The sequence below is a fragment of the Streptomyces sp. S3(2020) genome, from assembly GCF_013044505.1.
Lineage (GTDB): Bacteria > Actinomycetota > Actinomycetes > Streptomycetales > Streptomycetaceae > Streptomyces.
The window spans coordinates 46,429-66,304 of sequence record NZ_JABERD010000031.1; the positions used below are offsets into that span (position 1 = coordinate 46,429).

Consider the following 19,876-nt stretch of genomic DNA (forward strand, 5'->3'; position numbering starts at 1 on the left):
CCCGGAGGTTCACCGAATCTCCGGGCCCCTTCGCTACGCGACGGGCTCGGTGACCGTGATGTAGGAGAAGTCCTCGCCGCTGGTGAGACGGGAGTTGCCACCTTCGTCCACGGCGACGACTGCCCAGCGGACGGTCTCGCCCTGGGGGGCGTAGATCTCGTGGGAGTAGTACAGAGTCGGCTCGTCCACCCAGGACTGCCGGACCTCGCCCCACAGTTCGTACTGCCAGCCGCCGTCGACCAGAACACCCCGGTGGACCTCGTAGTGGTCGACGTCCTCCTCGGCGCTGCGCTGCCAGGCGAGTTCGATGTCGGTGCCGTTGATTTCGCCGCGCAGACCGCCGACGGCGGCCGGGGCGAGACCTGAGGCGGGTGCGGTACCGGTGACCGGGGCCGACGGGGCGGATTCCTGGTCCTGGGTGTCCACGGCTGTGACCGTGTATGTGTACGAGGCGCCCTGCTGGACGCCCGAGTCCGTGTACGAGGTCTTCGTGGCGCCGACCTCGTCGACGAGCAGGCCGTCGCGGTAGACCCGGAAAAGGCCGATGTCGCGCGTGACGGGGCTGGTGGGCGCCTTCCAGGACAGCGTGACGCCGGTGCCCGCCTGTGTCGTGGCGGTGAGGCCGGTAGGCGCGGACGGTGCCCAGTCGCCCCTTTCGGCGATGGTGGACGTGGACCTGGCGGACCTGTTTCCGGCGGTGTCGACCGCGGTGACCCAGTAGCTGTACATGAGGCGGTCCTCGACCTTGGTGTCGAGCCATGACGCGCCGCTCACCCTGGCCACCTGCACCACCGGTTCGTCCTGGCCGTCGGTCTCCCAGCGCCGGTGCACGAGGTACTCCGCCGCCCCCGCGACCGCGTTCCAGGACACCGTGACCCCCGGCTGACCGTCGGCGACGCCGACCCCGGTGGGTATCACGGGAGCGGTTCTGTCGGCCGTGGTGACGGGCTTGTCAACGCTGCCGGCGGACTCGTTGCCGGCCCTGTCGTAGGAGCGGATCTCGTAGTAGTAGGTCGCGCCGGTCGTGGGCGGAGCGTCCGTGTACGAGCCGGCCGTGGTCGTGGTCAGCTTCTTCCAGATGTCGTCGCCTTTGAGCCGCCGGTAGACCTTGTACCCGGCGAGGTCCATCTCCTTGTTCTTCGCCCAGGTCAGCTTGGCCTTGCCGGTCGTGGAGTCGTAGGCGACGGAAGTCCCGGTCGGGGCAAGGGGCTTGACCTTGTCGGCGGTGGCGGAGGTGCGGGGCGTGTAGCCGAACTTGACCTTGGCGGAGCCGGTCCAGTTGACGTAGTCGATCCGGAGGGTGTGCTTGCCCTTGGGGACGGTGACGTTGACGCTCTTGCTCACCGTGGTGGAGGTGTTCTTCCACAGGTCGATCTTGCGGGCGTTGTCGGTGCCGGGGTCGAGGTAGACGCGGATGCCGTCGAGGCCGGAGGCGGAGAACGTGAACGGGCCGCCGGAGCCGAAGTCCCTCGTCACCGTCCACCGCACGCCGAAGTTGTTCGACGGCAGGCCGGACGCGGGGGCGCCGGACCAGGTCTGGTCGACGGCGCTGTCGCAGTCCGTCTTCTTCGGGGTGCCGGAGAAGGCGGTGTTCGCGAAGAACTGCCGTGTGAAGACCGGCGAGGCACAGGTCGTCGCGGCGGCCGCCGGCAGGGCGGTGAGCAGGGTGCCCGCGGTGGCGAGCACGACGGCGGTGGAGGCCAGGGCCGTCGTACGTCTGGCTGGGTTCATGCGGTCCTCTGAGCGGAGTGGGAACGGCGGGCGTGGGCCGTCGTGATCACGACTCGCGAGGAACCGCGTTGGTTGTGCTGTCTTTGCCGGTGCGTGGGGTGTCCTGAGGCCACGGATCTACACGGAAGCTACACGCGTTAACGTTGCTATCTCATTTGACGGTTGCTTCTTGACGGATTCGTGAAGGCCGCGTTGGCTTCCGTCAGCTGGGTGTGCAATATGCGCCCACGTCCGGAAGGCACCAGAAGTGAGCTCCCCAATGCGTCGTACCGCCATATGCGTGGCCGTGTCATCGATGGCCCTCTCGCTCTCCGCCTGCGGGGCGCTGGGAGTCTCGGGGGACAGTGCGGACGCGACTCCGACCAAGGGCGACGACGTCACCGTGGGTGTGCTGATGCCGGAGCGGACGAACTCGCGGTACGAGGAGTTCGACTACCCGATCATCCAGAAGAAGGTCGCCGAGCTCACCGACAAGAAGGGCAATACGGTCTACGCCAACGGCGAGGCCGACGCGGCCAAGCAGGCGACCCAGATGGAGAAGATGATCTCCGACAAGGTCGACGTCATCCTGCTGGACGCCGTGGACTCCAAGAAGATCGCGTCCACGGTGAAGAAGGCGAAGGACGCGGGCATCCCCGTCATCGCCTACGACCGTCTCGCCGAGGGCCCCATCGACGCGTACGTCTCCTTCGACAACGAACTCGTCGGCGAGGTGCAGGGCCGCACCCTCGTGGAGTCGCTGGGCTCGGACATCGACACCTCCGACAAGATCGTGATGATCAACGGCTCGCCCTCCGACCCGAACGCGGGCCAGTTCAAGGCGGGCGCGCTCTCCGAGATCAACGGCAAGGTGACGATCTCCGAGACGTACGACGTCGACGGCTGGAAGCCGGAGATCGCCAAGAAGGACATGGCCGAGGCGATCAAGTCGATCGGCAAGGACAACATCGCCGCCGTCTACTCCGCCAACGACGCCATGGCCGAGACCGCCATCGAGGCCATGGAGGAGGCGGGCATCACCGACCTGCCGCCGATCACCGGCCAGGACGCGGAACTGAGCGCCGTGCAGCGGATCGTCACCGGCGAGCAGTACATGAGCGTGTACAAGTCCTACCCGCTGGAGGCCGAGGCCGCCGCGGAGATGGCCGTGGCCAAGGTCCAGGGCAAGGACATCCTGTTCGACTCCCTCACCCAGGACTCCGTCGACAGCCCCACCGACAAGGGCATCCCGGCGCAGCTGGTGACCGTGTCCGCGCTCACGCAGGCGAACATCAAGAGCACGGTCGTCGCCGACGGCATCTACACCGTGGACCAGATCTGCACCGCCAAGTACGCGGCGGCCTGCGCGGCGATCAAGCTCAAGTAGGTCAGCCCGGGACCGGCTTCACCGGCACCAGCACCCCGTTCGGCGCCCGTCCGATCGGCACGGTGCTGGTGAAGCTGGACGGGTCGTTGTCCCCCGAGACGCGCAGGCCGGTGACCTCGGCGTCCTTGGGGACGTCGTACCAGAGCTCGACCTCCATCAGGGTGTGGCCGCCGAGCTTCACCGTGTCCGACTGGCGCCGCACCGCCATCGCGAAGGAGTCGGGCCGGGCCCGGACGCCGGTGACGCCCGCGAGGCGCTGCCGGGCCGACTCGTAGACGTGGTAGTTCGGGTCCCGGTTCTCCACCCGCAGCCGGGCGGCGCAGAACTGCCCCTGCGGCGGCGCGTCGGCGTGCGATCCGGTCACCCCGGTGATGCCGCAGTGCAACGACAGGACGGTGAAGGTGAGATGCCCGTCCTTGTACGCCCGTGAGGGGCTCTGGGAGGGGGACGCGGAGGACGGCGGCGACCCGCCGGAGTCCCCGCCCCCGCAGCCGGCGAGGAGCAGCAGGGCGAGCACGGGGACCGTACGACGGAGCAGGCGCGCTGTCGGCATACGGGCGATTGTGCGCCCCGGGTGGGGAGAAGTGAACGTTCTGGGCGCTTCGGCCCGCGGGGGCTGTGGGTGGCAAGGGCAAGATCAAGAACTGGTCTAGGATGCCGGGCTGTCATGTCTCGAACACGGGGGAAGAACATGCCGGTCACGACCCTGCTGCCCATGAACCTGCCGCTCACGAACACGCCGCCCATCAAGGGGCGCCGCGTGCGCACGCGTGCCGCGGTCGTCGGGCTGTCGCTGTCCATGGCGCTGCTGACGGGCTGCGGCGGCGGCGACGGCACCGAGTCCGCCGCCGACGGCGGCGAGAAGCCCTCCGGGAAGCCGGTGGCGAGCGGCCCGGCGTACCAGGGCGCCGCCCTGCCCGGCTACGCGCGGAAGGCCGCCTGGAGCCTGCCCACGGACAACCCCGAGCTCGGTGTCCTCGACCTCGGCGCGGTCCTGCTGTTCGCCAGGGACGCGAGCGGCGAATACCTCACCGACGCCACCGTGGACGGCGAGCCCGACGACGTCAACCGCGTCCTGTTCTCCTCCGACGAGGCGCAGAAGGTCACGCTGGAGTTCCGGGACGTCAGGACCGGCGCGGTCACCAAGACCCTCGGCGTGACCGCGCAGTCGGTCGAGGGCGTCACCTGGAAGGACGGCGCCCCGGCGATCGCCGTCGGCACGTCCGCGACGAAGGAGTCCGACGGTCTGACCCAGGAGGAGACGACCACCTCGGCGACCCTGTACTCCGTCGACGGCACGAAGCTGGGCGAGACGTCCGGCTACGGGTTCGGCCACGTCGTCGCCGGTTACGCGGTCGCCGCGGCCGACGGGGCCGTGACCCTCACCCCGGTCGGCGGCGGCACCGCCCGCACGGTCCCCTGCAACGGCGACGACGACGCCGAGTGCGACTTCGACGCCGAGACGGGCATCGCGAGCGGCGACAAGACCTTCGCCCCGGTGATCGCGGGCGGCTACTACCCGGGCTTCGAGGCGGCCGGCAACTACGACTACGACCCCTCCGACGTCACCCTCAACGACCTGACCACCGGCAAGCAGGTCTGGTCCTCCGCCGACGCCGAGGTGCCCAAGGGGGTCGTCCTCGACGACGGCGAGCCGAGGGACCGCACGATCCGGGTCGTGAAGGTCAGCGACGGCAAGCTCCTGGTCGCCTGGAAGAAGGACATCGGCCTCAGCCCCGCCCCCCAGGTCTACGCCTGGTACGACCTGGCGAGCGGCGCCCTGACCGCGTCCTACGAGGGCGGGCAGCTCGTCGTGTACTCGGCCGACGGCTCGCTCGCCGCCCTGGACAAGAGCGAGTTCGACACCGGCTTCGACGGCACGGCGCTCTGGAAGACGGCCGACGGCAGCCGTCTGTGGGCCCAGGAGGAGGGCGAGAACGCGCTCGACCCGATCCGCTTCTCCGGCAACGGCGAGGTGCTGTACGGCAGCACGGGTGACGGCGAGCTGGCCGTGGACGTCAAGACCCGCAAGGTGCTCGCGAAGGACCTGACCGCCGTCCCGGACGTGAACGCGCGGACCGGGTACGGGTATCTGGCCACGGAGGACGGCTTCTTCGTCTTCGCACCGGCGTAGTCGCGCCGAGGGGGAGGGGCGGGGCCGGGCACTACCACCCGGCCCCGCCCCTCCCGTTCACGCCACCCGCGTGAACTCCACCGTCACCTCCGGCGGTCCGCCGGGCACACCCCGGTAGATGCCCTTGTGGGGTGTCACGTCGTCGTAGTCCCGGCCGCGCCCCACGACCACGTGCGACTCGGCGGCCCGGGTCCGGTTGGTCGGGTCGTAGCCGCACCAGTCGCCCGCCCAGTACTCGATCCAGGCATGGCTCTGGCCCGCGACCGGCCGGTGCAGCTCCGCCTCCCGCTCGGGGTGGAGATAGCCGGAGACGTACCGCGCGGGCAGGCCCACACCCCGCAGCAGGCCCAGGGTGAGATGGGTGATGTCCTGGCAGACACCGGCGCCCTGCTCCCAGGCCTCGGCGGCGGAGGTGTTCACGCTCGTGGCGCCGGGGAGGTAGGAGACCCGGTCGGCGACCAGGGCGGAGACGGCGACGGCGGCCTCGTGCGGGTCGAGGCCCGCCGCGGCCTTGCGCGCCTTCTTCACGAGCTTCGCGGGGACGGTCGTACGGCCTGTGGGGCCGGCGAACTCCAACAGGCGGGAGTTCACGGTCCGTTCGGCCACCCGCTCCCAGTCGGGGGCGGTCGGCAGGGGTTCCGGCGGGGACGTCTCGACCAGGCTGGAGGCCGTGATGGTGAGGTCCGCGTGGGGGTCCATCAGGTCGAAACCGGTGACCTGGGTGCCCCAGTAGTCCCAGTACGACCAGGTCGCGGTGGCCGGGGTGACGGTGACCCGGGAGTCCAGCGTGGTCTGCCCCGGCAGCGTCAGCGGGGTCATCCGGACCTCGTTGTGCGAGGAGACGGCGGCCTGGGCGTACGAGACGCGGGTGATGTGCCGGATACGGAGGCGACTGGTCATGTCAGGCTCCTTCCTGGGCCCACTCGACGGGCCCCTGGTACGGGAAGAACCGCTCCGCCACCGCCTCCGCCGAGGCCATGCAGGCCTGCTGCAAGTCGCCCAGCAGAGCCGGAAGCTGATCCTGGAGGGCGTGCGAGTCGAGGTACTCCAGGCGGGTGCGCAGCCGGCCGATCGGGCGTCGCGCCGGGTCCTGGCGGGGGCGGCCGAGGGCGCTGAGGCACTCCTCAGCGGTGGTCAGCGCGTGCAGTGCCGAGCGCGGGAAGCCCCGGTCCAGGAGCAGGAACTCGGCCACCCGCGCGCTGTCGCCGAAACCGCTGTGCACGCGCGCGTACGCCTCGTCGGCGCCGGACGCGCTCAGCAGCGTCGTCCAGTCGGGCGCGTGCGCGGCGTCCAGGACCCGCACGGACAGCAGCCGTACGGTCATGTCCACCCGCTCCAGGCTGCGGCCGAGGACCACGAACCGCCAGCTGTCGTCCCGGCTCATCGTGGAGTCGGCGAGCCCGAAGAACAGCGCGGCACGCGCGCGTACCAGCTCCAGATAGGCGTAGGGGCCCGTCCGCCGGGCCGCGCGCCGCCGGTCGGCGAGCGCGTGCCAGGTCGAGTTGAGGCACTCCCACATCTCGGAGGAGACGGCCTCACGGGCGCTGCGGGCGTTCAGCCGCGCCGCGCCCAGCGCGCCCTCGATCGAGCAGGTCGAGCGGGCGTCGAAGGCGAGCTGGTCGAGGACCTGCTGCATGTCGACGCGCTGGTCGCCGGCGTCGACGCCGAGGATCGCGTACAGCGACCGGCAGGCCGCGTCCTCGTCGCGCCAGGGGTCCTCCAGCATGCGGTGCAGATACGCGTCGAGGATGCGCCCGGTGGCGTCCGCCCGCTCGACATACCGCCCGGTCCAGGTCAGCGCCTCGGCTATCCGGGAGAGGATCACGTCGCTCACTGCTGCTGCGCTCCTTCCTGTACGACGGTGGGGGTGCCGTCGGGTCCCAGCTGGCGCGGGGCGACGTCCGGCAGTGTCCCGGGGCTCACCGGCTCGGGTGTCTCCGCCGGGCCCTCGGCGAGGACCCAGGTGTCCTTGGAGCCGCCGCCCTGGCTGGAGTTGACGATCAGGTTGCCCTCCTGGAGGGCGACGCGGGTGAGACCGCCGGGCAGGACCCAGATGTCGTCGCCGTCGTTGACGGCGAAGGGCCTGAGGTCGATGTGGCGGGGTGCCATGCGCTCGCCGGCGAGGGTGGGGGAGGTGGACAGGGCGACGGGCCGCTGGGCGATGTAGCCGCGCGGGTCGGCGATGACGGCCTTCCTGGTCTTCTCCAGGGTCGCCTTGTCCGCCTTGGGCCCGATGACGATGCCCTGGCCGCCGGCCCCGTCGACGGGCTTGATGACGAGCTGGTCGATCTGGTCGAGGACGGCGTCCAACTGCCCCGGCTCGTCGGGCCGGAAGGACTCGACGTTGGGGAGCACGGGCTCCTCGCCGAGGTAGTACCGGATCAGGTCGGGGACGTAGGTGTAGAGCAGCTTGTCGTCGGCGATGCCGTTGCCCACGGCGTTGGCGAGGGTGACGTGGCCCGCCATGGCCGCGCCCATGATCCCCGGGCAGCCGATCACCGAGTCGGGCCTGAAGTGCAGCGGGTCGAGGAAGTCGTCGTCGAGACGCCGGTATACGACATGGACGGGCACCTCGCCGCGGGTGGTGCGCATCCACACCCGGTTGTTGCGGCACACCAGGTCGTGCCCCTCGACGAGCTGCACGCCCATCAGCCGGGCCAGCAGGGCGTGTTCGAAGTAGGCCGCGTTGCTGGGCCCGGGGGTGAGCACGACGACCCGGGGATCCTGGGTGCCCCCGGGGGCGGCGGCCCGCAGCGTGGCGAGGAGCCGCTGCCCGTAACCGTCGACGGGCAGGACGTGCTGCTCGGCGAAGAGGGAGGGGAAGACCCGGGTCATGGCCCTGCGGTTCTCGATGACGTACGAAACCCCGCTGGGCACCCGTACGTTGTCCTCCAGCACCCGGAAGTCCCCGGCCTCGTCCCGTACGAGATCGATCCCGGCGACATGGATCCGGACACCGCCGGGTGGCTCGACCCCGTGGGCGGCCCGGTGGAAATGGGGGGAGTTGAGAAGGAGGCGCCAGGGCACCACACCGTCCTCGAAGGCCCGGCAGTGCCCGTAGGCGTCGGCGAGATACGCCTCCAGGGCCCGCACCCGCTGACTCACCCCGCGTTGTACGAGATCCCATTCGAGGCCGTCCAGGATCCTGGGCACGAGGTCCAGCGGCCAGGGCCGCTCCTCGCCCGCGAAGGCGTAGGTCACGCCCCGGTCGGTGAAGGCCCGGGCCATCTGGTCGGCGCGGAAGCGCAGTTCACTCGGCTCGATCGGCTGAAGGGCCGCCAGCACCGGCTCATAGGCGGTCCTGACCTCACCCGGCCGCACAAACATCTCGTCCCACGCGTCGGCCAACGCGTACGCGTCAAATATGTCCGCCATGAGGGGACGTTAGAGGCGATACGTAACGCGGTGATCACCCGCGCATTTCGGGCAGCGCACGCGGAGAGCGGGATTCCTTTTGCGGAGGCCTTCTGTGGGTACGGCCCACGGGCATCAGCTTGTTGCAACTCGACGGGCGGAGGCGCGGATAATCAGGTGCATACAGGTGGTTTCCCTCGGTCACAGTGGACGGAGCCGTGTTGCGGAGCAGGACCGGTCCGCGCATAGTTGCGGACCCGTAGGGGTGTGTCCGTGCCACGAGCGCGCGCACGCCGGGCACAAGAGGCTGGATGCGGGGGTGGGCTGGGCGATGGCCGGGCACGGGACGGACGAGCACCCACACGGTGCTGACCGACTGTGCGAGGCCGGGGATCGCGTGTATTCCCGGGCCGTACGGCGCGGACGCGTGCCCCGCGAGGACGCCGAGCCGGTTCCCTGTCTGCTGGAGCTGGCGCTGCTGCACCCGGACCCCGACGACATGGACTGGCTCGTGCCGACCTCCCCTCAGGAGGTCATGACACGGCTGCTGCGCGGGGTCCACGACGAGGTGAGCGCGAGTCAGCGGCGGATGGGCTCGGCGGTGGCCGCCTTCGAGTGGTACGCCGGACTGGCGCCGCAGCAGCGCTCCTCGGCCGCGGAGGGCTCCTCGATCCGGGTCCTGGACGGCCTCTCCCGGATCCAGGCCGCGATGGACGCGGCGACGGAGGCGTGCACGACGGAGGTCCTGACCGTGCAGCCGGGCGGTATCCGTCCCGAGCACGAGCTGACGGAGGGTCTGCACCGGGCGCTGGCGCTACGCGGCCGGGGCGTGCGGATGCGGGACCTCTACACGCATGTGGCGCGGCACGGCCAGGGCCTTCTGAACTACCTGGAGCTGATGGGCGAGGCGGTGGAGGCCAGGACCCTCGACGAGGTCATCGACCGGCTGATCCTCTTCGACCGCACGGTCGCCTTCATCCCGGCGAGCCCGGACCGCACCCTCGCCCTGGAGCTGCGCCACCCGGCCCTGGTCGGCTTCCTCGCGACGGTCTTCGAGCGGCTGTGGCGGCTGGCCATCCCGCTGACGGCCCCGCTCCCCGACACGGGCATCGAGGGCATCTCGCACCGCGAGCAGTCCATCGCGGCGCTCCTGGCGGAGGGCCACCAGGACGCGGTGATCGCGGAGCGCCTGGGGATAAGCGTGCGTACCTGCCGGGCCCATATCGCCCGGCTGTCGGAGACCCTGGGCGCGGCCAGCCGCACCCAACTGGGCGTCCGTATCGCCCAGGTGGGCCTGGACGGCCCGGCCCGCGCCGCGGAGGTCGCCGGCCTCACGATCCCTGATCAAGGATCCCCGACCGTCCGATGAGATAGCCGAGCTGGGCCCGGCTCTCGCTGCCGAGGGTGGAGGCGAGTTTGGCGATGTGCTCGCGGGCGGTGCGGATGTTCAGGCCGAGGCGGTCGGCTATGACGGCGTCGGTGTGGCCCTCGACGAGGAGGGCGGCGATGGTGCGCTGGCGGGGCGTGACACCGCCCGGAGCGGGCTGCGGGGCGGCCTGCGGGTACATGGGGGTGGCCATGTGCCAGAGGCGGTCGAAGGTGATGACGAAGTGGTGGATCAGCACCGGATGGCGGACTTCGAGGGCCAGGGTGCGGTCCTTGTTGGCGGGGATGAAGGCGATGGTGCCGTCGACCACGACGAGCCGCTCGGTGACCTGGTCCAGGGTGCGCGCCTCGGCGTCGCCGTCCAGTTGCTCGTAGCGGGCGATCACGGCGGGCGAATGGCGCTGGGTGTGCTGGTAGAGGGTGCGGATGCGGCCGCCGCGGTCGAGCAGCGCCTGGTCGCGGCCCAGGCTCGCGGCCAGCCGGGCGGCCGGGCTGCGGCCGTCGTAGGGCTGGATGGCGAGCAGTTCGTGGGAGGCGTCGGCCATGGCGGTGGTGATGGCCTCGTTGATCCGGGCTATCCCGCTGAGGACACTGATGCCGGGCAGGTCCGAGGCCGTGTTGCGCCGTCCGTCGAGACGCAGGAGCGGCGCGAAGGTCTCGGCCAGCAGCAGCTCGCGCCGGCGTTCGTCGGCGATGCGTTCCGCCGAGGTGCGCAGCAGGCGGTGCATGGCGATCGCCGGGTCGGCGGGCTCCAGACGGGTCGGGTCCGTGACGGCGGGGTGCAGCAGCCCGAGGTCGACGAGACAGGGTGCCGCGCTGATGTCGGTACCACTCACCCGGCCCTCGCGCAGAGCGCGTTCGTAGAGCTCGAGTCCCGTGGCACACAGTTCGTCCACACCGTGTTCGGAGTGTGGAGGCGGGATCACTCCAGGACTCCCTCCTGTTTGAGGATGCCTGATTCCGCGATGAGGTAGCCGAGTTGCGCCCGGCTTCCGCTGCCCAGCGCGGTGGCCAGCTTGGCGATATGGGCGCGGCAGGTGCGGACGTTCATGCCGAGGCGGCGGGCGATCGCCTCGTCCACATGGCCCTCGACGAGCAGCTTGGCGATGGAGTGCTGGATCTCCGTGATCCCGTCGGGTGCCGTCTCGTAGGGGGCGCCGGCGCTCAGCGGTACCGCGCGGCCCCACATGAACTCGAAGACCTTGATCAGGTAGCGGACGAGTCCGGGGTGGCGGAGTTCGAGGGCGACCTCCCCGTCGTCGCGGGTGGGGATGAAGGCCACCGTCTCGTCGCAGATGATCAGCCGCTCGACGAGTTCGTCGATGGTGCGGTACTCCACCTTGCCGTCGGCGAACTGGGCGACGTAGGCCAGCGTCTCGGGGCTGTAGCGCGCGGGGTGCTGGTAGAGGGTCCGGATGCGGCAGCCCCGCTCGACCAGGGGCCGGTCGCGCTCCAGTCCCTGGGAGAGGGTGTGTTCCAGACGGCGGCGCATCGGCTGGACCGTGAGCATCTCCGTCTGGCACTGAGCGGTGGCCAGATCGAGTGCCGCGTTGATCCGCTCGATGCCCTCCAGCACGGTGATCGAGTGCGTGGTCGCCGTCGCCTGGGCGCTGAGGGCCATGAACGGCTCGAAAGCATCGGCGAGCTCGATCGAGTGCCGCCGGCGCTGGGTGATCTCGTGCTCGATCGGATTGAGACGCTGGGCCAGGGCGATGGAGGGGGGTACCGGGCGCAGCCAGTTGGCGTCGTCGGGGTCGGGATGCAGGAGGGTGAACTCCATCAGGCAGGGAGCAGGCTCCACATCCGCACGGGCGATGCGTCCCGTGCGGAGAGCGTTCGCATAAAGACGGCGACCCTCCTCGCACAGCTCAGTCAGCGCATGAGGATGTGTCCGCTTAGTCTCGTTTATCGTCAAATCTCCACCCCCCAGGGTCCTGAACGTGCAGGAACATGATGCATCGATTGTGTGGCCATGACGTGCCCGAATGGGCCATCGTCTTATTCAGCGGGGGAGAGGTGACCTTCAAATGAGGACGAAGCCGACTATGCATAAGAGAATGCTTCGCTCGGTGCTTGCCGCCGCCTTCTCCACCGTCGTGGCCATCGGAGTGCTGAGCGGCCTTGCGGGGACGAAGGGCGACAGCGCGCAGGACAGTACCTGGAGCGGGACGACGGTGTCGGCCGCGGCGACCGGGGACAGCACGTGGGTGATTGTCGCGGCCGACAAACCGGCGGACAGCACCTGGGGCACGGACGACAGCACGTGGGCTGTGGAGTCATGACCACTCCCCCCGACGACCGCTCCTTCCGACGCGAAATGGCCACGGCCTACCGCTCCGGCTGGCACTTCATCGACCTGGTCACCGCGATCCCCCACGCCGGTGACTCGTTGATGGTGACCGTGTTCGGTGAGCCGGTCGTGGTCACGCGGGACGAGGACGAGGACCTGCGGGCGTACCGGTGTCTGCGGCGGCCTCGGGGGGCGCCGCAGCCAGTGCGGTGTGCCATTCGGTACGGAATGATCTTTGTGAATCTTGACCAACGAGACCATCGGCTGGTGGAACCGGAATCCCCCACCACACGGGCCATCCCAGCCACCCCCCGCAGTGCCTGACGCGATTCCCCCGTCGTAACAGATCGCGCAGGTGCTTCCCCCCGCAGCGGCGTCACCGTGACCTGAACACGGTGACGCCGCTGCAGTTTCTGGGGACATTTCCGGGTATCCACCCAATCGATCACTGGCCGAAAAAGATCGCTTCCGCGTCCTCACCCGTGACCGAGCGCCCGCGTCACCTCGATCTCGATCACCACCCGCGCGGGATTCGGCCGCGGCTCCCGCTCGTAGCGCTGCGCGTAGCGCCGCACCGCCTCCGCGACCCGCTCCGGCTCCGTGCGGACGTACGCCCGCCCCTCCAGCGTGGCCCATCGCCGGCCCGCCGTCTGGCACACCGCCACCCGCGCCCCCTCCGGCCCGGCCGCCAGCACGTTCCGCGCCTTCTTGCTCGATCCGCTCGTGATCACCCGAGCAAGTCCGCTCTCGGGCTCGTATGTCACTCCGACCGGCACGACATGGGGGCTGCCGTCCGGGCGCAGGGTCGTCAGCGTGCACAGGTGCCGCTCCCGCCAGAAGCTGAGATACGGCTCGTCGAGGGCCGCGAGGTTCTGGTGGTGCGGCGTGGTGGGAGTCGGCGCGGGTGTCGTCATAGCCCGGAAGTTAGTCCCTCCAGGCCTCCCGAACGCCACCTTGAGTGGAATAGACTCAACTTTGTGTACGTTGACTGAGTCAGTCCAGGGAGAGTCGACACCGAGGAGGAGTACGGACACGTGGATGCCGAGCTGACCAACCGGAGCCGGGACGCGATCAACGCGGCCGAGAAGCGGGCCGCCGCCGAGGGGCACGCCGATCTCACCCCTGCTCACCTGCTCCTCGCTCTGCTCCAGGGCCAGGACAACGAGAACCTTGTCGATCTTCTTGCCGCCGTCGAGGCCGACCAGGCCGCCGTGCGGGCCGGTGCGGAGAAGATCCTCGCCGGGCTCCCCAGCGTGACCGGGTCCACCGTCGCGCCCCCGCAGCCCAGCCGTGACCTGCACGCCGTCGTCGCCGACGCCGGCGCCCGCGCCAAGGACCTCGGCGACGAGTACCTCTCCACCGAGCACCTCCTCATCGGCATCGCCGCGAAGGGCGGCCAGGCCGCGGACGTACTCTCCTCGCAAGGGGCGAACGCCAGGAAGTTGCAGGAGGCGTTCCAGAAGGCCAGGGGAGGGCGCCGGGTGACCACAGCCGATCCGGAGGGGCAGTACAAGGCCCTGGAGAAGTTCGGTACGGATTTCACCGCCGCGGCCCGCGAGGGCAAGCTCGACCCCGTCATCGGGCGCGACCAGGAGATCCGGCGGGTCGTGCAGGTGCTGTCCCGGCGTACCAAGAACAACCCCGTCCTCATCGGTGAGCCGGGCGTCGGCAAGACCGCCGTCGTCGAGGGGCTCGCCCAGCGGATCGTGAAGGGGGACGTGCCCGAGTCCCTCAAGAACAAGCGGCTCGTCGCCCTCGACCTGGGCGCCATGGTCGCCGGGGCCAAGTACCGCGGTGAGTTCGAGGAGCGGCTCAAGACCGTCCTCGCCGAGATCAAGGCCTCCGACGGGCAGATCGTCACCTTCATCGACGAACTGCACACCGTCGTGGGCGCCGGGGCCGGCGGTGACTCCGCCATGGACGCCGGCAACATGCTCAAGCCGATGCTCGCCCGCGGTGAGCTGCGCATGGTCGGCGCGACCACGCTGGACGAGTACCGGGAGCGGATCGAGAAGGACCCGGCCCTGGAGCGCCGCTTCCAGCAGGTGCTGGTCGCCGAGCCGACGGTCGAGGACACCATCGCGATCCTGCGCGGACTCAAGGGCCGCTACGAGGCCCACCACAAGGTCCAGATCGCCGACGCCGCCCTCGTCGCCGCCGCGACCCTCTCCGACCGGTACATCACCTCCCGCTTCCTCCCCGACAAGGCCATCGACCTCGTCGACGAGTCCGCCTCCCGGCTCCGCATGGAGATCGACTCCTCACCCGTGGAGATCGACGAACTCCAGCGCTCCGTCGACCGGTTGAAGATGGAGGAGCTCGCCCTGGAGAAGGAGACCGATCCGGCCTCCCGTGAGCGTCTGGAGCGGCTGCGCCGTGATCTCGCCGACAAGGAGGAGGAGTTGCGGGGGCTGACCGCCCGCTGGGAGAAGGAGAAGCAGTCCCTCAACCGCGTCGGTGAGCTGAAGGAACGCCTCGACGATCTGCGCGGCCAGGCCGAACGCGCCCAGCGCGACGGCGACTTCGACACCGCCAGCAAGCTGCTGTACGGCGAGATCCCCACCCTGGAGAGGGACCTGGAGGAAGCCTCCCAGGCCGAGCAGGTGGCCGCCAAGGACACCATGGTCAAGGAGGAGGTCGGCTCCGACGACATCGCCGACGTCGTCGCCGCCTGGACCGGCATTCCCGCCGGCCGCCTCCTGGAGGGCGAGACACAGAAACTCCTGCGCATGGAGGAGGAGTTGGGGCGCCGGCTGATCGGCCAGGCGGAGGCGGTGCGGGCGGTCTCCGACGCCGTACGCCGTACCCGGGCCGGCATCGCCGACCCGGACCGCCCCACCGGCTCCTTCCTCTTCCTGGGACCCACGGGCGTCGGCAAGACCGAACTCGCCAAGGCGCTCGCCGACTTCCTCTTCGACGACGAGCGGGCGATGATCCGCATCGACATGAGCGAGTACGGCGAGAAGCACAGCGTCGCCCGTCTCGTCGGCGCGCCGCCCGGCTACGTCGGCTACGAGGAGGGCGGCCAGCTGACGGAAGCCGTCCGCAGGCGGCCCTACAGCGTGGTGCTGCTCGACGAGGTGGAGAAGGCGCACCCGGAGGTCTTCGACATCCTGCTCCAGGTGCTGGACGACGGGCGCCTGACGGACGGTCAGGGCCGTACCGTCGACTTCCGCAACACCATCCTGGTGCTGACGTCGAACCTCGGCAGCCAGTTCCTGGTCGACCCGATGACGAGTGAGACGGAGAAGAAGGAACAGGTCCTTGAGGTGGTGCGGACCAGCTTCAAGCCGGAGTTCCTCAACCGCCTTGACGACCTGGTCGTCTTCTCGGCCCTGAACAAGGAGGAGCTGGGCCGGATCGCCCGCCTCCAGATCGACCGGCTGGCCAGGCGTCTCGCGGAACGCCGTCTCACCCTGGAGGTCACCGAGGAGGCCCTGGCCTGGCTCGCCGACGAGGGCAACGACCCGGCGTACGGTGCCCGGCCGCTGCGCCGCCTGGTCCAGACCGCCATCGGCGACCGCCTCGCCAAGGAGATCCTCTCCGGCGAGGTCAAGGACGGCGACACGGTCCGGGTGGACGCCTTCGGCGACGGCCTGATCGTCGGACCGGCGACGGGCAAGACGCTCTGAGGCCGTAAGGGGCAGGGGGCCCGCGAAGGGCCCCCTGTGTCATCCGACCAGCACCCAGGCCGCCATCATCGCGACGAAGCCGAACAGCAGCAGCGCGGGCAGTCCCAGAATGGCGGCCACCACTCCCCACCTGGTACGTCCCGCCGTTTCGCCGCCATGTGCCATCGCCATGTGCCCCGCCCCTTCGCGTCCCGCCGACCGGTTCCTGTCAGCTGACGGCTGACAGTACCCGTCGGGGTTGCCACGCCCCTCCCCGTATGGGGGAGGATGGCGGAATCCGTACGAAGGGAAATTCACGGTGACCATCGATCCGTCCTCGATTCCGAACTTCGGGGGCCAGCAGCCCGAGCCGCAGCCCCAAGGACCGGCGGGTCCCGTCGTCCCGGATCAGGACCTCGTGAAGCAGCTCCTCGAACAGATGGAGCTGAAGTACGTCGTCGACGAAGAGGGTGACCTCGCCGCGCCGTGGGAGCAGTTCCGTACGTACTTCATGTTCCGTGGCGAGGGTGACCAGCAGGTCTTCTCGGTGCGGACGTTCTACGACCGGCCCCACCAGATCGACGAGAAGCCGCAGCTGCTGGAGTCGATCGACGACTGGAACCGCCGCACCCTGTGGCCCAAGGTCTACACGCACACCCATGACGACGGCACCGTCCGTCTGATCGGTGAGGCGCAGATGCTGATCGGCACCGGCGTCAGCCTGGAGCACTTCGTCTCCTCGACGGTCAGCTGGGTGCGGGCCGCCATCGAGTTCGACAAGTGGCTCATCGAGCAGCTCGGCCTCGAATCGGAGGTCAACGACTCGGAGAAGCCCGAGGACGACGAATAGACCCCGGCGACTACAGGGGCGTGTCGGCGAGTACGACCAGATACGCGCCGTAGCCGAACGAGAGCCCGGCCAGGGCACAGGCCATCACGGCCGCGTGCCAGGGCCGGGCTCTCGCCGTCCGCACCAGCGCCCGCGCGAGCGGCAGCAGGAGCGGGAAGGCGGGGAGCAGGAAGCGGGGCTTCGACTCGAAGAACCCCGAGCCGCCGAGCGTGATCAGCAGGAGTACGCCGCTGTAGGCCAGCAGGGGCAGCGGGGCGCGGTCGGCCAGCAGCAGCGCGTACAGGACGACCGCCGCCGCGACGATCAGCAGCGCCATGGGGGAGACCAGCCGGTCGCCCTGGAGCAGCAGATGGCGCACGGAGCGCAGGGAGCCCCGGCCGAAGTCGAAGCGTGAGCCCCACAGGCGCTGCACCTCGAAGTAGCCGCCGAGCAGGTCGCCCTCGCGGTGCCCGACCCACAGCACGTACCCGCACCAGCCGAGCGGGGCGAGCGCGACACCCGTCCACAGCCTGTGGGTAACTTTTCCGCGCCGCCTCCAGATCTCGTACACCGCCGTCACCAGCACCGCCGCCGCGACCGCGAACCCGTTCGGCCGGGCAAGGCCCGCCAGCGCGGCGAGCGTGCCCGCCCACAGCCAGCGGCCGGTGAGCACGGCGTACAGCGACCAGGCGGCGAACGCGGTCAGCAGGGGCTCGGTGTACGCCATCGACAGCACGACCGAGTGCGGCAGCAGGCCCCAGAGCAGTACGAGGGCGGCGGCGACGGCCCGGCCGTGCAGACGGGCGCCGAGCACGTAGAGGCCGGTGGCGGCGACCGCGGCGGCGGTCCAGGAGACCAGCAGGCCCGCCGCGCCGCCGCTCAGCGGGCTCACCGCGGTCACCGCCCGGACCAGCGCCGGGTACAGCGGGAAGAAGGCCAGGTCGCTGAAGACCAGGTCCGGGCGGAGGTGCAGGGCGCGGCCGTAGCCGTGCTCGGCGATCCCCAGGTACCACCGGGAGTCCCAGGACCGCCCGAGCAGTGTGAGCGGCCGGTGCCCGGTGGCCCAGGCGGTCGCGGCGAGCACGGCGACGCCGGTGAGCCGGGCGAGCGCGAACAGGCCGAGAGCCGTACCGAGCGTCGCCGCGAGGGGCGCGCGCGGGGCGGCCCGTCCGGCGGTGCCGGTGTGTGCGACGGCGTGCGGTGCGAGGGTACTGGCGTGAGTCACACCCGCACATTGCAGGGGAAAGCGGTCATAAGCGAGCATCGCGCGCGCGGCCGGGCACGGATTCACCGCGCCCGGCGCCGGCTCCGTCCTCAGCGCTGAAGGCGGGCCGCGGCGTCCCGCAGTACCTCGTCACGCTTGCAGAACGCGAAGCGGACCTGGCTGCGGCCCGCCTCCTTGTCGTCGTAGAAGACCGAGTTGGGGACGGCGACCACACCGGACCGCTCCGGCAGGCCGCGGCAGAAGGCGAGGGCGTCCTTCTCGCCGAGGGCGGCGATGTCGGTGGTGATGAAGTACGTGCCCTGCGGCCGGAAGACCTCGAAGCCCGCCGCCGTGAGCCCCTCGGACAGGATGTCGCGCTTGGCGCGCAGCTCCTCCCGGAAGCCGGTGAAATAGCTGTCCGGCAGCCGCAGCGCCTCCGCGATCGCGTACTGGAACGGCCCCGACGACACATACGTCAGGAACTGCTTCGCCGTACGGACGGCGGCGATCAGCGGCGCGGACGCGGTGATCCAGCCGACCTTCCAGCCGGTGAAGGAGAAGGTCTTGCCCGCGGAGGAGATGGAGACCGTACGGTCACGCATCCCCGGCAGCGAGATGAGCGGGATGTGCTCGGCGTCGTCGTAGGTCAGGTGCTCGTACACCTCGTCGGTCACCACGAGCAGATCCCGCTCGACCGCGAGCTCGGCGATGGCCGTCAGCTCCTCGCGGGTGAGCACCATGCCGGTCGGGTTGTGCGGGGAGTTGAGCAGCAGCAGCCGGGTGCGGTCGGTCACCGCGTCCCGGAGCGCGTCGAGGTCCGGGCGGAAGTCGGGGGCACGCAGGGTCAGCGGGACACGGGTGGCGCCGGCCATGCTGATGCAGGCCGCGTAGGAGTCGTAGTACGGCTCGAAGGCGATCACCTCGTCGCCCGGCTCCAGCAGCGCGAGCATGGTCGCGGCGATGGCCTCCGTCGCGCCCGCGGTGACCAGGACCTCCGTGTCGGGGTCGAAGTCCAGGCCGTAGAAGCGGCGCTGGTGGTCGGCGACGGCCGTGCGCAGCTCGGGGACGCCGGGCCCCGGCGGGTACTGGTTGCCCCGGCCCTCGCGCAGCGCCCGCACGGCCGCCTCCCGTACGGCCTCGGGGCCGTCGGTGTCCGGGAAACCCTGCCCGAGATTGATCGCCCCGGTCCGTACGGCCAGTGCCGACATCTCCGCGAAGATCGTCGTGCCGAATCCGTCCAGCCTGCGGTTCAGCAGCGCCCTGTCGCCCATGTCCTCGCCAACTCCTCGCGCGTGTCACCGGCCGTCCCGGTCACCCCGGCCATCCTGCGCCCAAGCTCTGGATTCGCTCAACTCTGCTTTGGCTGGTGAGACACGGGGGCATCTCCATCGCACGCACAACGCGAGGCGCCCACGGGGGGTCGCCTCGGGGGACATGGAAGGAGGGTGACGCCATGGTTCTCGGCATCATCCTGGCGATTGCCGCAGTACTCGTCGTCGTGGTCGTACGCCTCAGCCTCCGGGAGGACAAGGCGGCCGCGAAGGACCGGGCCGCGGCGCGGGGGCGCCGCCGCCGTAGCGGTGACAGCAGTGGCAGCTGGTGGGCCGGCGGCGGGGCGAGCGGAGGCGTCGGCTCGTCGTGCGGTTCGTCCGGCTCCTCCTGCGGCAGCAGCTCGTCCTGCGGAGGCGGGTCCTCCTGCGGCGGGGGCGGCTGCGGCGGCGGCAGCTGAGCCGCGGAAGGAGGGGGACGTCATGTCCATGGCTCTCGGGATCATCGTGCTGGTCGTGTTCGCGGGTCTGCTCCTGATGGCGATCGTGGGGGCCGGACGCCGGCAGCGGGGCGGCGGCCGGTGAGGCCGGGGACGGCGGGGGGGGCGAAGCCGCGGGCGGCGGCGCGGATGTCGAGGCTGACCTCGGCGCGCAGGAAGCTGAGGGTGACCGAGACGCGGGTGGCACTCAGCTGCCTGGGCGA

19 protein-coding genes are annotated in these 19,876 nt (G+C 70.4%); 8 read left to right on the forward strand and 11 right to left on the reverse strand.

Annotated features, from left to right (window positions below):
* Positions 1-33: 33 nt before the first annotated feature.
* Complete coding sequence (locus tag HLK59_RS13270; protein WP_171141584.1) at positions 34-1,731, reverse strand: fibronectin type III domain-containing protein; 1,698 nt, start codon at positions 1,729-1,731, stop codon at positions 34-36.
* Between the two features lie 259 nt (positions 1,732-1,990).
* On the opposite strand from HLK59_RS13270, the gene HLK59_RS13275 reads away from it, so the two are divergent.
* Complete coding sequence (locus HLK59_RS13275) at positions 1,991-3,097, forward strand: substrate-binding domain-containing protein (RefSeq protein WP_171141585.1); 1,107 nt, start codon at positions 1,991-1,993, stop codon at positions 3,095-3,097.
* A 1-nt stretch (position 3,098) separates the two neighbouring features.
* Here the strand turns inward: HLK59_RS13275 and HLK59_RS13280 are convergent, their stop codons facing one another.
* A complete protein-coding gene (locus tag HLK59_RS13280; RefSeq protein WP_171141586.1) occupies positions 3,099-3,650 on the reverse strand; it encodes a DUF4352 domain-containing protein in 552 nt (183 codons plus the stop codon).
* Between the two features lie 138 nt (positions 3,651-3,788).
* Here HLK59_RS13280 and HLK59_RS13285 point away from each other — a divergent pair, with 138 nt between their 5' ends.
* Positions 3,789-5,231 (forward strand): hypothetical protein, encoded by a 1,443-nt coding sequence (locus HLK59_RS13285; protein ID WP_171141587.1) that lies wholly within the window; start codon positions 3,789-3,791, stop codon positions 5,229-5,231.
* Positions 5,232-5,288: 57 nt separating this feature from the next.
* Here the strand turns inward: HLK59_RS13285 and HLK59_RS13290 are convergent, their stop codons facing one another.
* From HLK59_RS13290 to HLK59_RS13300, 3 genes are read right to left on the reverse strand one after another with little or no spacing between them, the layout of a single operon-like run.
* A complete protein-coding gene (locus tag HLK59_RS13290) occupies positions 5,289-6,131 on the reverse strand; it encodes a transglutaminase family protein (protein ID WP_171141588.1) in 843 nt (280 codons plus the stop codon).
* A 1-nt stretch (position 6,132) separates the two neighbouring features.
* A complete protein-coding gene (locus HLK59_RS13295) occupies positions 6,133-7,065 on the reverse strand; it encodes an alpha-E domain-containing protein (RefSeq protein ID WP_171141589.1) in 933 nt (310 codons plus the stop codon).
* Positions 7,062-8,606: a circularly permuted type 2 ATP-grasp protein gene (locus tag HLK59_RS13300; RefSeq protein ID WP_171141590.1), complete on the reverse strand. Its 1,545-nt coding sequence runs from the start codon at positions 8,604-8,606 to the stop codon at positions 7,062-7,064. The genes HLK59_RS13295 and HLK59_RS13300 overlap by 4 nt, the downstream gene beginning before the upstream one ends.
* 310 nt (positions 8,607-8,916) lie before the next feature.
* On the opposite strand from HLK59_RS13300, the gene HLK59_RS13305 reads away from it, so the two are divergent.
* On the forward strand, positions 8,917-9,954 hold the full coding sequence (locus tag HLK59_RS13305) for a helix-turn-helix transcriptional regulator (protein ID WP_171141591.1): 1,038 nt from the start codon (positions 8,917-8,919) through the stop codon (positions 9,952-9,954).
* Here the strand turns inward: HLK59_RS13305 and HLK59_RS13310 are convergent.
* Positions 9,917-10,897 carry a helix-turn-helix transcriptional regulator gene (locus HLK59_RS13310; RefSeq protein ID WP_171141592.1) on the reverse strand — a complete coding sequence of 327 codons (981 nt, stop codon included), beginning with the start codon at positions 10,895-10,897 and terminating at the stop codon, positions 9,917-9,919. The genes HLK59_RS13305 and HLK59_RS13310 overlap by 38 nt on opposite strands.
* Positions 10,894-11,847 (reverse strand): helix-turn-helix transcriptional regulator, encoded by a 954-nt coding sequence (locus tag HLK59_RS13315; protein WP_240982374.1) that lies wholly within the window; start codon positions 11,845-11,847, stop codon positions 10,894-10,896. The genes HLK59_RS13310 and HLK59_RS13315 overlap by 4 nt, the downstream gene beginning before the upstream one ends.
* Before the next feature lie 181 nt (positions 11,848-12,028).
* On the opposite strand from HLK59_RS13315, the gene HLK59_RS13320 reads away from it, so the two are divergent.
* Together HLK59_RS13320 and HLK59_RS13325 are read left to right on the forward strand one after the other, a co-directional pair.
* On the forward strand, positions 12,029-12,253 hold the full coding sequence (locus HLK59_RS13320) for a hypothetical protein (protein ID WP_240982370.1): 225 nt from the start codon (positions 12,029-12,031) through the stop codon (positions 12,251-12,253).
* Positions 12,250-12,585: a hypothetical protein gene (locus tag HLK59_RS13325; RefSeq protein ID WP_171141595.1), complete on the forward strand. Its 336-nt coding sequence runs from the start codon at positions 12,250-12,252 to the stop codon at positions 12,583-12,585. The genes HLK59_RS13320 and HLK59_RS13325 overlap by 4 nt, the downstream gene beginning before the upstream one ends.
* Positions 12,586-12,737: 152 nt before the next feature.
* Here the strand turns inward: HLK59_RS13325 and HLK59_RS13330 are convergent, their stop codons facing one another.
* Complete coding sequence (locus HLK59_RS13330) at positions 12,738-13,175, reverse strand: TIGR03618 family F420-dependent PPOX class oxidoreductase (protein ID WP_171141596.1); 438 nt, start codon at positions 13,173-13,175, stop codon at positions 12,738-12,740.
* Positions 13,176-13,295: 120 nt separating this feature from the next.
* Between HLK59_RS13330 and clpB the strand changes: the two genes are divergently transcribed.
* Positions 13,296-15,893, forward strand: coding sequence for an ATP-dependent chaperone ClpB (clpB, locus tag HLK59_RS13335; protein ID WP_171141597.1), 2,598 nt, complete (start codon positions 13,296-13,298; stop codon positions 15,891-15,893).
* A gap of 39 nt (positions 15,894-15,932) precedes the next feature.
* On the opposite strand, the gene HLK59_RS51930 is transcribed toward clpB, so the two are convergent.
* Positions 15,933-16,064 (reverse strand): hypothetical protein, encoded by a 132-nt coding sequence (locus HLK59_RS51930; protein WP_277349473.1) that lies wholly within the window; start codon positions 16,062-16,064, stop codon positions 15,933-15,935.
* A 127-nt stretch (positions 16,065-16,191) separates the two neighbouring features.
* On the opposite strand from HLK59_RS51930, the gene HLK59_RS13340 reads away from it, so the two are divergent.
* On the forward strand, positions 16,192-16,722 hold the full coding sequence (locus HLK59_RS13340) for a YbjN domain-containing protein (protein ID WP_171141598.1): 531 nt from the start codon (positions 16,192-16,194) through the stop codon (positions 16,720-16,722).
* 10 nt (positions 16,723-16,732) lie between these two features.
* On the opposite strand, the gene HLK59_RS13345 is transcribed toward HLK59_RS13340, so the two are convergent.
* Both HLK59_RS13345 and HLK59_RS13350 read right to left on the reverse strand, forming a co-directional pair.
* Positions 16,733-17,785: a mannosyltransferase family protein gene (locus HLK59_RS13345; protein ID WP_346779722.1), complete on the reverse strand. Its 1,053-nt coding sequence runs from the start codon at positions 17,783-17,785 to the stop codon at positions 16,733-16,735.
* A 230-nt stretch (positions 17,786-18,015) separates the two neighbouring features.
* Positions 18,016-19,176 carry a pyridoxal phosphate-dependent aminotransferase gene (locus tag HLK59_RS13350; RefSeq protein WP_171141600.1) on the reverse strand — a complete coding sequence of 387 codons (1,161 nt, stop codon included), beginning with the start codon at positions 19,174-19,176 and terminating at the stop codon, positions 18,016-18,018.
* 182 nt (positions 19,177-19,358) lie between these two features.
* On the opposite strand from HLK59_RS13350, the gene HLK59_RS13355 reads away from it, so the two are divergent.
* Positions 19,359-19,634 carry a hypothetical protein gene (locus HLK59_RS13355; RefSeq protein WP_171141601.1) on the forward strand — a complete coding sequence of 92 codons (276 nt, stop codon included), beginning with the start codon at positions 19,359-19,361 and terminating at the stop codon, positions 19,632-19,634.
* Positions 19,635-19,876 lie beyond the last annotated feature (242 nt).